Genomic DNA, 13,478 nt, shown 5'->3' with positions numbered 1-13,478 from the left:
CACCTCTACTCTATACTTTTCCATAAATATAACGCTGCATAACTGCAATATGGTTCACACTCTTGTTTCACTTTTTCTAAAAATGCATCATCAGGCTTATTATCTAATTGAAATACACCTTGAAGTGCACGCCTAATCCCGATATCTGCTTCTGGAAACATGTTTTTCCGGCCAAGCCCAAACATTAAAAAGTTTTGCACTGTCCATGCTCCAATACCCCTTATTGGTAACAATTGTGCCGATACTTCTTCTTCTGTTTCGTTTTCTATCCTTGCTAAATCTAATTTACCGTCTGCAATATGTTTTGCTAATCCTACTATATATTCGGCTTTTCGCTGACTAAACTTCTGCTCTCTCAATTCCTCTATTGAAATATTCGCTACTCTTTCTGGTGTTGGGAAAAAGAAAACGCCGTTCTTCTCCGTCCCATATCGTTTTACAAATTGATCTGTTAGCACCGTAGCAAATTTCAAATTTATTTGTTGATGAATAATACAACGAAGAAGACAAGCGAAATAATCAAATTCTAATATAATTGGAGTATAAGCATATGTTTCAAACAGTGGACGTAATGATGTGTTTAAAAAATGATCTTGTATATTTTGAAACGGTTCATTCCAGTGAAAAATGGACCTCATTCGTTTCATTACTTTCTCTTGATCTCCTGCCTGACTAGAAATCCAAAACTGTGGATTTTGAACAGTACCAATCCCTTGCAAACGAACAACAATTTGTTCTTCGTCTATAAAAAGCGGGACATAAATTACTTTCTCGTCTAATTGAATGACGTTTAACGGGTCGAAAGCTAAACGCTTTAGCACTTCTTCAAAATGGTACGGATATTCTAACGTAACATGTTCGCTCCACATACGTTTCCCCATCCTTTTTACACATCATTATAGCATGAGAAAACCGCAAGCATACATGCTTACGGTTGATTGCTTTTTACTAAATCATCTAGGCTTTTAAAATGATACCCTTTCTCGCGCAAATCATCAATGATTTTCGCAAGTGCTTCTGCATTATCTTTTGATATTGCATGAAGTAACAAAACAGATCCTGGATGAATCATAGTCATTACATTATTATGAGCGTATTGCCATCCTCTTTGCTGATCTACTTTCCAATCAAGAAATGCCAGCGACCAAAACACGTTATGATATCCCATTTCTTTCGTAAGAGCTAACGTTCTTTCGCTAAATACACCTCGCGGAGGGCGTACATATTTCACTTCTTTTTGCCCTGTTACTTTTTTAATCTCTTCCGTTACGCTCGTTAATTCTTCACGAAGTTTTGCATCATTTACTGTTGTAAAATCTGGATGACTCCAAGAATGATTACCAATAATATGTCCTTCATTTTTCATTCTTAATAATAAATCTTTTTGTGTTTTTATATAATGTCCCGTCACAAAGAAAGTTGCTGGTACTTTTTTCTCCTTTAATACATCTAAAATCTTTCCTGTGTATCCATTTTCGTATCCATTATCAAATGTTAAATAAATATCTTTTTTCTTCGTATCTCCTAAATAAAACCCACCATTTTTTTGTAGTAATTCTGTATATAGTTTCCCTGCATCTGGCACCGTTTCATTTTTAGGACGTGGAATTCCCCAGTTATGTGGTGTATTCGTATAAGCAAATGTTGAAACTGGAACAAGTGCCATCATAATTGAAAAAATGAGACCTATATATAACCATTTATATTTCATAAATAGTCTCCTTTCCATATATAATCGTACCTGTAGTTTCTGTTTCCCTGCTTTCTTTCATGCTGAACATGTTTTTCTATATATACCAAAAAATGCACCTCGAATAATTCGAGATGCATTTCTCTTTACTTAAATACAGGTTCTTTAAAGCTCGCCAATTTTTCAAGTGATGTTTTATCAACATCAGCATGTAGACTTTTACCATGAGAATCCATCGTTACAACTGCTTTAAAACCATCGATACGTAAATGCCACATTGCCTCTGGGATACCGAATTGTAAGAAATCAACATCTTTCACTTCTTTAATACATTCAGCATAATATTGTGCTGCACCACCAATTGCATTTAAGTACACACCACCGTGTTCTTCTAAAGCTGCTAATGTTTTAGCACCCATACCGCCTTTACCAATTACAGCACGAATACCGAACTTTTTCATAATATCGCCTTGATATGGCTCTTCACGAATGCTTGTCGTTGGACCTGCCGCTTTAATTTGCCAATTGTCATTCTCATCTTTCACTACAACTGGACCACAGTGATAAATAATTTGTCCCTTTAAATCTACTGGACAATCGTTATCCATTAAATGTTTATGAATCGCATCACGTCCTGTATACATCATGCCGTTAATTGTAACAACATCACCAACACGAAGTTCACGAATTTGCTCTTCTGTAATTGGAGCTTGTAATACGATTTCACGCTGCTCTGTTTGTTCTTGCGCAGCATCTTGCTGAAGTGTATCTTCACCTTCCTGGTACAACCAATCCATAATTTCACCTGTTTCAGGATGAATTGTTACACCAAGACGACGATATGCCCAACAATTATATGCAACAGATACGTAGAAGCTCGCTGGCAAACGATTATATACTCCAACTTTGCAACCTAATAAAGTTGTTTCTCCGCCAAATCCCATCGTACCAATGCCAAGCTTATTTGCATTCTCTAATACGTACTCTTCAAGCTTTTGTAATTCTGGAACTGAATTTACATCATCTAATGTACGGAATAATTGATTTTTTGCTAATTCGTAACCTGATGTGCGGTCTCCCCCGATACCGACGCCGATTACCCCAGCGCTACACCCTTGCCCTTGCGCTTGATATACTGCATGAAGAAGGCATTTACGAATTCCTTCTAAATCACGCCCAGCTCGTCCAAGTCCTTCTATTTCACAAGGCAAGCTATATTGAATATTTTTGTTCTCACAGCCCCCGCCCTTTAAAATTAAACGTGCATCAATGTAATCTTTTTCCCATTGTTCAAACTTAATAACAGGTGTACCTGGTCCTAAATTATTTCCGCTATTGTCTCCAAAAAGAGAATCAACAGAGTTTGGACGAAGTTTACCATCTTTTGTCGCCCGCTCAAGCGCACTATAGATAGCTTCCTTCAGTTTTAATTGATTCACACCAACTGGTGTATAAATTTTAAACGTTGGCATCCCTGTATCTTGGCAAATTGGCGAGATATTATCATCTGCCATTTTAATATTATTCGTAATTGTGCCAAGTGCCATCGCCGAACGAGTTCCTGCATTTTCTCGTTCTTTCGCTTGTTGAATTGCGCGACGAACATCTTTCGGTAAGTTCGTTGACGTTTCAACAATTAGTTGATACATGCTTTCTTGAAGCTTTTCCATTGTTACTTCCCCCTCAATTGTGAACGCTACCAAAACGTTATGAAATGAAAATTCCATTGTTATACTCTTCAGCTGTTTATTTATCCCGCATTAACGGGCAGTAAGACTCCCACCTCAAAATTCAGGTGGAGCAAAGAAGTTAGGTGGGAGATCAACTGCCCGTAAACGCCCGATTGGTTCAACTAATACTCAGTGGGGAATGACCCCCACTGAGTAAAGTTTCACTTTATTTCACGCCATTAAAGGTTAAATGAAATTTTTCACAACTTGATTATACCTTTTTTTCTATATTCCTTCTATTATCCGTACAGAAAAAGGCTGCCAATTTTGTAGTGGCAGCCTTTTTAATATATTATTCGTCTTTTTTAAATTGCTCACATTTCAGTTCTAATTCATCTAACATTGCAAGAAGACGATCTACATCTTCTAATTCTACCTCTTCTGGTTCAATCGTATCAATTACTTCAATGAACATATTTAAACGTTTTTTCAAATATACTAGTTGTGAATCTTTATCTTGAATTGCTTTTCCCATGAAGGCACTCTCCTTTTAATTCGAGTTGCTTTTATTATACCGCAAAAATGATGGCTATGGGCATGTAATTTCATCAAATTTGTCTCAGTAATTCATTATAATGTAAGCCCTCTCTCTTTTTTCACAAAAAAGTTTCACTTTATAAAAAGCACATATTCTTCTATTATAGAGAATGGACAAATTGTTATTTCAATAGTCAAAGGAGTATTTCATATGACGATATCACAAATAATGAAGCCGATTACTCCTTCTTACGATCCATGGGAAGCGTATATGGACCTTGAAGAGTACGGCAAACTACTATTAACAAACGTTGAGTTTACAACGACAACGTTATGCAATATGCGTTGCGAGCATTGCGCTGTTGGTTACACATTACAGCCGAAAGATCCAAATCCGCTTCCGATGGAGCTTTTATTAAAACGATTAGATGAGATTCCTTATCTACGTTCTTTAAGTATTACAGGCGGAGAACCTATGCTTTCAAAAAAATCCGTCGACAACTATGTAACACCACTCTTAAAATACGCCCATGAACGAGGCGTTCGCACTCAAATCAACTCAAACTTAACTATAGATTTAGCACGTTACGAACAAATTATTCCCTACTTAGATGTATTGCACATTTCACATAACTGGGGAACAATCGATGACTTCGTTGAAGGCGGATTTGCAATGATGGAGCGTAAACCTACTTATGAACAGCGCGCTAAATTATTTGAAAGAATGATTACAAATAGTAAAGCTCTATCAGAGGCAGGTGTACTCGTATCAGCCGAAACTATGTTAAACAAACGAACTCTACCACATATTGAACATATTCACCGTCAAATCGTTGAAGAAATGGGCTGTAAACGTCATGAAGTGCACCCGATGTATCCGAGTGACTTCGCTAGCACACTTGAAATTTTAACAAAAGAAGAAATTCGAAATGCAGTTGAACATTTATTAGAGATCCGTGATGAAAATGTGTGGATGTTATTCGGAACATTACCTTTCTATGCATGTAGTGATAATGAACACGATTTAGCTACACTAAAGAAATTACATGAAAGTAAAAATGTAACTGTCCGCAATGATCCAGATGGTCGTTCTCGTTTGAACGTAAATATTTTCGATGGAAATATTATCGTGACCGACTTCGGTGATGTCCCGCTTCTAGGTAATGTACAAACAAATACGCTACAAGAAGCTTACGACAAATGGTGTGACACAAAAACAGCAAAATCATTAAGTTGTCATTGTCCTGCTGTGAAATGCCTTGGACCGAATGTTCTTGTAAAAAATAGCTACTATCCAAAAGAAGATTTCTTATCAAAAACATCAAACATTATGTTATAAAGTGAAACTTTAATCAGTGGGGGTTTTGTTCATCCCCCACTGATTATTAGCCTTCACCAATCGGGCGTTTACGGGCAGCAGGGCTCCCACCTAACTTCTTTGCTCCAGCCGAATTTTGAGGTGGGAGTTTTACTGTCCGGCAAATAGCGGGATAAATAAAAAACGTCAGCTTATAAGCTGACGTTTTTTATTTCATTGTGCATGCGATGAAGAAACAAATTTGAAAAATAAATGATCATGAATTGGAATAGCAGCTCCGATTCCTTGAGATGTAATATTTTTCACGACAAGCCTTTTTTGATTCCCTTTTAACACAAGGTAGACTTCTCCAAATGTTACTTTTCCTTTTTCATTTACTGCTGGTGTATACGCATATAAATATCCAAGTTGACTTGGACTAATGTTATAAACACGCTCATGTCCAGTACCATAACCAATAGTTGTTTTAAATGAAAGTGGCAATTGTACTTTTTCAAGCGCTTTTAGAAGCATCATTTTTTTCACATCTGCAGCATCTTTCATATCCGCTGTTAAATCACCTTCGATTGTCTTTTGGGTTTCTTGCTTATAGCGAAGTGGGTATAAGCGATCTCCTCCGCGATTATCATATACATTTCGATTTACTTGCTTATATTCCCAATTAATCGATGTATCTATCGACTCATAATTTAATGCCCATTGACCTAAATAAATTTTCGCCCGGTACCCTACCGCAAGCGGTGCATTCGAAATTGTTGTTTCATTAAACATTCGAATTAAATCAGGATTTTCAATTTTGATATTTGCTGTTTTCAATAGTTCTTGAGCAAACTTACTTGGCTGTAAACGCGGTAAATCTTGTGCGTCATTTGGAAATGTATTATCCTTTGAAATATTTAAAACAGATGAAGGCATTTTTACTTCTACCGTTGTCTTTGCAAAACTACTGTTAGGAAATAATAAAATAAACGAGACCATGGTTGAAAGACATATGCTGTATACTCGTTTCACCTGTCTGGCTCCTTCCTATGTAAAGGTATATAAATTACTGTATTTAGTGTTTTCCCTCTGAAGCATTGTTATCCCTATTTTTCATAATAAATAAAAACCAATTCCCATAATGACATACGCAGCTAATAAAGTGCCTCCTTCAAACCAGTTTGTATCCCCATCATTTGAAATGGCGATAGTTAAGAAAACAGCTGTAATCATAGAAACAAGTTCTGGTATTGTAAATACTAAAGGCATCCTTTCTGCAAAAAACATCGAGAGCAGTACTAATACAGGAGCAACAAACATGGCGATTTGTAATGTAGAACCTACTGCAATTTCCACTGCGATGTTCACTTTATTTTTATATGCCATAATAATCGCAGATGCATGTTCTGCTGCATTACCAACAATTGCAACGATAATAACCCCTATAAATAACTCTGACCAGCCAAACGACTTTGCGACCGTTTCAAAAGTATGTACAAGGGCCTCTGACACATAAGCAACTGCAAGTGTTGCTATCGCTAAAATGAGTAGCGCTTTACCCTTTGACCACTCTGGCTCTTCCTCATGCGCTACTTCATCACTTTTATGTTGATATACACCACGGTGCGTAACTAACTTAAATAGCAATGCAGCAAGGTACATAATAATCATGATAATAGAAACACCAATACTTAATTGATACGTCTTTCCAGCATCCATCTTCATTGAAAAAATCTCTGGAATAACAAAGGCTACGACAACAGCGAATATTAATAAAGCTGAATTATGTCTTGCATCATAAACATTGAAACTTTGTCTTTTATACTTAAGGCCACCTATAAAGAAGGATAGCCCTCCTACCAGTAATAAGTTTCCAAGTACAGAACCAGTTAAGGAAGCTAAAACAACTTCTGTTAACCCTGCCTGAAGTGCAAAAATTGAAATGATAAGTTCAACGGCATTACCGAAAGTGGCATTTAATAAACCACCTATCCGAGGCCCAGAAACGATTGCTAAACTTTCTGTCGCCCTCCCCATAAAACCAGCTAATGCAATAATAGTAATGCAGTATACAGCAAACATAATGGTTTGTGGCCAATGAAGTGTTTTTCCGATTACAGAAAGTGGTACACCTATAAGCGCTACTGTAAGAAATATTTTATTAAACATGCTTTTCATCCTTCCATCGTATGTATTTCTCCTCGATATTATTATTATTCATCTCCTAACTTGTCCGATTTCATCACAATTACGTTTAAAAAATCGGATTGAAGAAAACAGTATGAAAGATATTTAAATTATCTTGTTCAGACAGAAAAAATTACGAATTATGAAAAGAGGCTAAAAATATGCACTTAAAAGAAAAAATCGCAACTATTATTCAAGGTCAACGTACTGGTGTATTATCTACTGTACGTAACGATAAGCCACATAGCGCCTTTATGATGTTTTTCCACGAAGATTTTGTACTATATGTTGCAACAGATCGAAATTCAAAAAAGATAACAGATATCGAAAAAAATCCCAATGTACATGTACTACTTGGACGTGAAGGAAAGAAATTAGATGAAGATTACATTGAAGTTGAAGGTATAGCTTCCATCGAAGAAGATCAAACATTAAAAAACAAATTTTGGACTAATAGCTTAAAACGCTGGTTACTCGGTGCGGAAGACCCTAATTACGTACTAATAAAAATCAATCCCGATACAATTTATTACATCGATGGTGCTGGTACGACCGAGCCCGAGTTTTTACGACTTTAAAATGAAAACAAGCCCTTTAAGCGGGCTTGTTTTGTCGAAAGGTTCTTCTAAAAAAAATAATAAAATAGGTGGAACTTTCTAAAGATTCTGTTATATAATAGCAGTAACTTAAATAAACTGTATTAAAACAGATTGAGGGGAGAAATAAAAATTGATGAAAAGAGAAGAACGAAAAAACATGATTGAGTTTATTGAAAAGAAAAAAGGGATTGAACGTGACGAATTATTATTTATGACGGATGATGAAGTAGAACATATTTATAATGTAACGTACTTTTTATATGAAGAAATAGCAGAGTAGCATAATAAACCCCCACCTTATTAAAAATATAGGGCGGGGGTTTATTTCGTTATTTATACATGAGAATGATTTTCATGTATAATAATGTAAGATCGGAGGAATTTCCCTATGAGTTCATGGCTATTATTCGCACTATTATCAGCAGTTGCCGCTGCCCTCGTATCTATTTTTGGAAAGATTGGCTTAGATGGAATCGATGCCAACGTCGCAACAACGGTTCGCTCTATTATTATGGCATTATTTATGGTAGGAGTTATTATTATACAAGGTAAATTTCAAAATATCGGTGATGTTCTCTTAAATAAAAAAGCACTGCTATTTATCACATTAAGTGGAATCGCTGGTGCTTCGTCATGGCTATTTTATTTTCTTGCATTAAAAACAGGAAAAGTTTCACAAGTAGCACCTATCGATAAATTAAGTGTAGTATTTTCCATTATTCTCGCGATGATTATATTAGGTGAAAAGTTAAACTTTATGACTGGTATTGGTGTAGTCTTTATTACAGCTGGTGTATTATTTATTGCTTTCAGCTAAAAAACCGCTATTATTAGCGGTTTTGTCTTTTCCTTATGTAAATCCACACAATCAATGTTACAATTGCCGAAACTAATAAAATCCATATTCCATAATGATGTAAACTATATTCAACAAAGCGCCACTTCTCTCCCAGTTTCCAACCTAGGCCAATAAAAACACTTATCCAAATTAGTGCACCACCGTAAGCATACAAACAAAAACGCCACCATGTTAAATTTGAAACTCCAGCAAAATATGCTGTTAAATGACGTACTCCTGGTATAAAGTATCCAATCATTAAAAGAAATGGACCGTATTTTTCAAATAAAATATGTGTTTTTTCAATATGATGTTCCTTAATTCTAACTTTCGGACCATATTTTTTTAAAACAGGAAGCCCAAGTTTTAAACCTAATATGTAACTTAATGTAATGCCAAGCATTGCCCCTGCCATTCCACTTAAAAAAGCAGCTGTTCCTGACATAACTCCTTTTGAAATGTTATATCCAATAAAAGTCAATAAAAACTCATCCGGTATAGGTAATCCAACAATCCCGCCAGCTAGAGCTATAATAATTCCAAAATAACCATAATGTGCGATTAACTCGCCAATATGTTGTTCCATTCGGAAGACACATCCTATACACGATCGTTATTCCATATTGTGCCCATTCTATCTTTAAGACAAACATGGTATACATATTCACTATACATTGTTTTTATAATGAACTCTACTTCTATTCCATTCCTTAAACAGAGATTTAATCAGTGGGTTTTTTATCCATCCCCACTGATTATTAGCCTGCATCAATCGGGATTAAAAAATAAAAATTCATAGGCTTGTTTTTTTGTTACAATAAAGGAAAGTTACTTTTCGCAACGGTTTAACTCTCAGGAAAAATGATATATCTAGCAAAAACGTAGTTTGGTCTATATAATGCAACTTCTACCTAATAGAGTAACATGCACCCTTTTACATACAACATCATTTTTCTAAATTATACAGGGGGAACGAACATGACCATTGAAAAACAATTTATCCAAAAGATTTACTATAAAACATTTTTAACAGAAGAAACTTCCATTCCGGTAACGGAAGTACTCGGTGAAGCATATATAAATGAATCAAAAAATGAATTCTCCAATATATCTAATATTCGCTTCGCACAAGGTGAAGTTTACTTTCAAAATAACGACTTTGAAGCAGCAATATTTAAATGGGAGAAAGTAAATAATGAACTTGCTCTCTGGGCCATGAAGAATATTGCAGATGCTTATTTCGAATTAGGTTTCTTACCAAAAGCAGAGGAACTTTATAAATCTATTCAATCAGAAGATACAACTCTTACGATGGAAGTTTCCCTACAACTTCTTTCTCTTTATATCGAGCAAGACCGTCTAGGACTGGCATTTAAGACGATTAGTGAAGCTGTTGCATTTCAACCAGACTATCCGAATATTACTGCGATTGCTCGATCGTTCTATGAAAAACAAGAAGATTGGAATAATGCTATTGAACTCGCTGTTCAAGAAGGAATTCGAACAAAATCATTACACTGGTTCGATACTTTAATAAATTATGTGAACAGAGGCTTTACTAAAAAAATTAAACCTGAGTATTTCTATGAATCTTTAAAAGCCTTATATACAATTGATCAAGTTCAATTTAAAGAGCTTGTTATTTCACTTTGGAACAGTTATCAAAATGAATCATTACATCTACCTTGGATTCAAACAATAAATCACTTATTCTTACATATTGAAGTAGACGCTAATGATGATTGGAATGAAATTTCTACTCGCTATCAAGAGACGTATTTTGAATTGATTACTGGACAATATTTCATGCACGAATTACAAGGACTTGTACCAGATTTATTAACAAATTGGTTTAGTTTAACGAAAACCGAGGATTCTTTACTTGTCTCCGCAGCAGTATTAGCATGGAATGAAGTTTCACCGACAACTCTAGAATCATTACTCGTAAAAAGCGCAGGTGCCTTACTTTCAAATGCATCAGCTCATGCAAATGTTGATATGGCAGACGTATCAGCATTATTTGAAACGATTGCTGTATGGGCTGAGAAGAATGATGTAGATTTAGGTCATCAATTCACACTACTTGTTCGTGAGTTATACGATTTAACTGTTACACAACTTCTAGTAGCAGGCGCTAGCGATTATGATAAATCAGCCTTTATTAACTCTATTCTAGGAGAAAATATATTAAATGGGGCTATAACAACTTCAATTACATTTAAAGATGATAGTCAAACTGAAATAACTGAGCTTACAGAGCTAGATATACGAAATATACCAAACTTTGACGAACTTCATAACATACTAGCGGCACCTTCTCAGTCAGAATTAGAAAAAAAATGTATTGAAGTTAAATTACCAAGTAGATTTTTACGAAAAAATAAGTTTTCATTCCTTGTCACACCTACTGTGCATGGACAACTTGACAAAAACAGCTCTCACTTTGAATACTTACAGGCAGCAGATAGTCTCATCTATGTACTAAATTCAGCTTCACCATTACATGATGAAGAGCTCGATACATTATTATATATTCGTGAGCAAGTACCAAATTTACAAATTCAATTCGTCTTACAAACAATTGATACGAATACTAGTGAAAACATCACGAACAACATTAAAAAGAAAATACTCGTACATTTCCCAGAAGCACAATTTTTCCCTTACTCTCCTTCACAAGAGAGTAGTGAACAGCTAGGTAACGTAACAGACTCTATTCTTTCTAACCTTACTCAGCGTAACGTTGAAAAAGAACGCATTGAAAAATTATTATGGTTTATCCAAAAAACAATCGCATACCTTGTCAATGAACGTGTGGAATTAGAAAATACGTTAGTGAAATCCGTCCGCTGGAATAAACATATTTTAGTAAAACTTGATGGTTTTATTAATAATCTTACTGCCATCCAAAAAGATAAAATTCGTTCCATTACAGAATCTTATCTTTTAACGAAAGAAGAGATTACGCAGGACATACATTCTCAAATTCCTGAATTGTTGCAGAGTTGCTCTGATCTTGTTCAAGAAGATAGTGATTTCAAATTGGTCCATGAAGAACTAAATGTAGCAATGAATGAAAGAATTCAAAAACATGTACAGCAAGTGCTTCTCCCTAAATTTACTCAATCTATTCAAGAATGGATTGAAACTGCTCATAATGAATTCATTCAAGCTCAGGCTTATTTAGATGAAATGGGCGATACCTTTAATAAGCTCTATGAGGAAGAGCGTATTAAACTTCCTTGTGATTTCAAATTACTAGATGACTGGGATAGAGATGTTGCAAGAATGACGAATAGAATTACAGTAGCTAACATCAATATTTTATTACGCTTTACACCGACACAATTTTTCTTAAAGAGTGCAGGGAAATTATTCGGTAATATGCAAAAAAATCAATCTATGCTATCAAATAAATATAAACAATATATTGAAACAGAAGATTATACAGAAGTTGCTCAGATGATTTCAAAACAATTTTTCCTTCAATTTGAAGTATTTGAAGGTGCACTAGAACGTGATATCATGATGTTCTTTAAAGACCCTCTTAGCATATTGAAACAAACCGTAGAAGCGGCCCAACTTGAAATACAAGAAGATGAGCAAACATTAACAAAGCTAAGAACGAACCCAGAAACTTATCATGATCCTTTAACACTCTTTAAATTGCAATTGTTACAACGAAAATTCATGTTAAATATCGACCGAAACAATGAAATCATTACTTCACAAGAAACAATAAATAAAACACCAACTGTTTAAATAAGAAAAACCAAGCAACTAATTCGCTTGGTTTTTCTTATTTCTAATTATCCATTTTCACATGTTCAAATGGATAATATATCGCCATGAGCTTTCCTAATACTTCTGTTCTATCAATGAGCCCTAAGCCGTTCCTACTATCCCTACTAACTAAACGATTATCTCCCATCACAAAAATTTTATTTTTAGGAATTGTAATCGGTCCAAAATCTTCAGTTAAATTGATAAGTAATTTTTCTGCCTGTTTCTTATTATTCTTTAAATACTCTTCGTTTTTCACTTGATGATTAACATATAATTGATCATTCTTCATCTCAATTACATCTCCTGGCAATCCAATAACTCTCTTCACGTAGAAATTATCTGTCTTCACGACAATAATATCCTCTCTCTCATAACTTTCAAATCTCTTTGCAAGTTTATTAATAATTACTTTATCTCCATCTTGTAACGTCGGCCTCATCGATGCGCCTTTTACAGTCGTAGGAAAAAACAAAAAGATTTTTGCCAAAAACACCACTAAGCATGCAATCGCAATTATTTCAAAGAATTCACGCAAACGTTTTTTCTTTTGCATCATTCCACCATCTCATCATCTTTTTATTTTTATTATAAGTACTCCGACCGGTGAATTTCCACAAAATTCTGAATTATAACATTAGAATATTACAAATATAAAAATAATCCCCCCATAAATTTACTATCCTTATATACTATATTTTTCATCTACTAAACAGGACTTTTTCTATGACATTCATACTTAGAAAATATAGAATACTGTATAAGTTAAAAAACAAATATAGTAGCATAGCAATAAAAAAGATACTCTCAAAATAGTCTATCAACTATTTTTGAGAGTATCTTTTTATAATCCTACATATACGATACACATCTGCGG

Annotated in this window: 13 protein-coding genes; 5 read left to right on the top strand and 8 right to left on the bottom strand. The window is 34.8% G+C overall.

Going from position 1 to position 13,478, the window contains the following annotated elements; genetic code table 11:
• Positions 1-5: 5 nt before the first annotated feature.
• The 4 genes from V7038_RS01300 to V7038_RS01285 form a co-directional block, all read right to left on the bottom strand.
• A complete protein-coding gene (locus V7038_RS01300) occupies positions 6-869 on the bottom strand; it encodes a DNA-3-methyladenine glycosylase family protein (protein ID WP_002113774.1) in 864 nt (287 codons plus the stop codon).
• Between the two features lie 59 nt (positions 870-928).
• Positions 929-1,711 (bottom strand): delta-lactam-biosynthetic de-N-acetylase, encoded by a 783-nt coding sequence (gene pdaA / locus V7038_RS01295; protein ID WP_002201873.1) that lies wholly within the window; start codon positions 1,709-1,711, stop codon positions 929-931.
• Between the two features lie 125 nt (positions 1,712-1,836).
• Positions 1,837-3,360, bottom strand: a complete 1,524-nt coding sequence (fumA, locus tag V7038_RS01290; protein ID WP_087945984.1) for a class I fumarate hydratase — start codon at positions 3,358-3,360, stop codon at positions 1,837-1,839.
• Between the two features lie 352 nt (positions 3,361-3,712).
• Complete coding sequence (locus V7038_RS01285) at positions 3,713-3,895, bottom strand: SE1561 family protein (RefSeq protein ID WP_002091170.1); 183 nt, start codon at positions 3,893-3,895, stop codon at positions 3,713-3,715.
• Between the two features lie 213 nt (positions 3,896-4,108).
• Here V7038_RS01285 and yfkAB point away from each other — a divergent pair, with 213 nt between their 5' ends.
• Positions 4,109-5,236, top strand: coding sequence for a radical SAM/CxCxxxxC motif protein YfkAB (yfkAB, locus tag V7038_RS01280; protein WP_199661222.1), 1,128 nt, complete (start codon positions 4,109-4,111; stop codon positions 5,234-5,236).
• Positions 5,237-5,428: 192 nt separating this feature from the next.
• Here yfkAB and V7038_RS01275 read toward each other — a convergent pair whose 3' ends face one another.
• Both V7038_RS01275 and cax read right to left on the bottom strand, forming a co-directional pair.
• Positions 5,429-6,226 (bottom strand): YfkD famly protein, encoded by a 798-nt coding sequence (locus V7038_RS01275; RefSeq protein ID WP_002151668.1) that lies wholly within the window; start codon positions 6,224-6,226, stop codon positions 5,429-5,431.
• Positions 6,227-6,307: 81 nt separating this feature from the next.
• On the bottom strand, positions 6,308-7,363 hold the full coding sequence (gene cax, locus V7038_RS01270; RefSeq protein WP_199661223.1) for a calcium/proton exchanger: 1,056 nt from the start codon (positions 7,361-7,363) through the stop codon (positions 6,308-6,310).
• A gap of 179 nt (positions 7,364-7,542) precedes the next feature.
• Between cax and V7038_RS01265 the strand changes: the two genes are divergently transcribed.
• The 3 genes from V7038_RS01265 (at position 7,543) to V7038_RS01255 (ending at position 8,797) form a co-directional block, all read left to right on the top strand.
• Complete coding sequence (locus V7038_RS01265; RefSeq protein ID WP_002125015.1) at positions 7,543-7,959, top strand: pyridoxamine 5'-phosphate oxidase family protein; 417 nt, start codon at positions 7,543-7,545, stop codon at positions 7,957-7,959.
• Between the two features lie 154 nt (positions 7,960-8,113).
• Positions 8,114-8,260: a BH0509 family protein gene (locus V7038_RS01260; RefSeq protein WP_000817786.1), complete on the top strand. Its 147-nt coding sequence runs from the start codon at positions 8,114-8,116 to the stop codon at positions 8,258-8,260.
• A gap of 108 nt (positions 8,261-8,368) precedes the next feature.
• The gene (locus V7038_RS01255; RefSeq protein WP_002113746.1) at positions 8,369-8,797 is read left to right on the top strand and encodes an EamA family transporter; all 429 of its coding nucleotides are present in this window, start codon (positions 8,369-8,371) and stop codon (positions 8,795-8,797) included.
• Positions 8,798-8,810: 13 nt separating this feature from the next.
• Here the strand turns inward: V7038_RS01255 and V7038_RS01250 are convergent, their stop codons facing one another.
• Positions 8,811-9,404: a DedA family protein gene (locus tag V7038_RS01250; RefSeq protein WP_002113741.1), complete on the bottom strand. Its 594-nt coding sequence runs from the start codon at positions 9,402-9,404 to the stop codon at positions 8,811-8,813.
• A 392-nt stretch (positions 9,405-9,796) separates the two neighbouring features.
• Between V7038_RS01250 and V7038_RS01245 the strand changes: the two genes are divergently transcribed.
• Complete coding sequence (locus V7038_RS01245) at positions 9,797-12,580, top strand: tetratricopeptide repeat protein (RefSeq protein ID WP_199661224.1); 2,784 nt, start codon at positions 9,797-9,799, stop codon at positions 12,578-12,580.
• A 43-nt stretch (positions 12,581-12,623) separates the two neighbouring features.
• Here the strand turns inward: V7038_RS01245 and lepB are convergent, their stop codons facing one another.
• Positions 12,624-13,160: a signal peptidase I gene (gene lepB, locus V7038_RS01240; RefSeq protein WP_002159410.1), complete on the bottom strand. Its 537-nt coding sequence runs from the start codon at positions 13,158-13,160 to the stop codon at positions 12,624-12,626.
• Between the last annotated feature and the right edge of the window lie 318 nt (positions 13,161-13,478).

Source organism: Bacillus sp. JJ783 (assembly GCF_036963225.1).
GTDB lineage: Bacteria > Bacillota > Bacilli > Bacillales > Bacillaceae_G > Bacillus_A > Bacillus_A cereus_U.
This window is presented reverse-complemented; position numbering and strand designations above follow the sequence as displayed.

Excerpts from the sequence above, each read along its gene's own strand:
- V7038_RS01255 (WP_002113746.1), top strand. The coding sequence starts at position 8,369 with ATGAGTTCATGGCTATTATTCGCACTATTATCAGCAGTTGCCGCTGCC.
- lepB (WP_002159410.1), bottom strand. The coding sequence starts at position 13,160 with ATGATGCAAAAGAAAAAACGTTTGCGTGAATTCTTTGAAATAATTGCG.
- V7038_RS01250 (WP_002113741.1), bottom strand. The coding sequence starts at position 9,404 with ATGGAACAACATATTGGCGAGTTAATCGCACATTATGGTTATTTTGGA.
- V7038_RS01300 (WP_002113774.1), bottom strand. The coding sequence starts at position 869 with ATGTGGAGCGAACATGTTACGTTAGAATATCCGTACCATTTTGAAGAA.
- yfkAB (WP_199661222.1), top strand. The coding sequence starts at position 4,109 with ATGACGATATCACAAATAATGAAGCCGATTACTCCTTCTTACGATCCA.
- pdaA (WP_002201873.1), bottom strand. The coding sequence starts at position 1,711 with ATGAAATATAAATGGTTATATATAGGTCTCATTTTTTCAATTATGATG.
- V7038_RS01245 (WP_199661224.1), top strand. The coding sequence starts at position 9,797 with ATGACCATTGAAAAACAATTTATCCAAAAGATTTACTATAAAACATTT.
- V7038_RS01265 (WP_002125015.1), top strand. The coding sequence starts at position 7,543 with ATGCACTTAAAAGAAAAAATCGCAACTATTATTCAAGGTCAACGTACT.
- V7038_RS01285 (WP_002091170.1), bottom strand. The coding sequence starts at position 3,895 with ATGGGAAAAGCAATTCAAGATAAAGATTCACAACTAGTATATTTGAAA.
- fumA (WP_087945984.1), bottom strand. The coding sequence starts at position 3,360 with ATGGAAAAGCTTCAAGAAAGCATGTATCAACTAATTGTTGAAACGTCA.
- cax (WP_199661223.1), bottom strand. The coding sequence starts at position 7,363 with ATGTTTAATAAAATATTTCTTACAGTAGCGCTTATAGGTGTACCACTT.
- V7038_RS01260 (WP_000817786.1), top strand. The coding sequence starts at position 8,114 with ATGAAAAGAGAAGAACGAAAAAACATGATTGAGTTTATTGAAAAGAAA.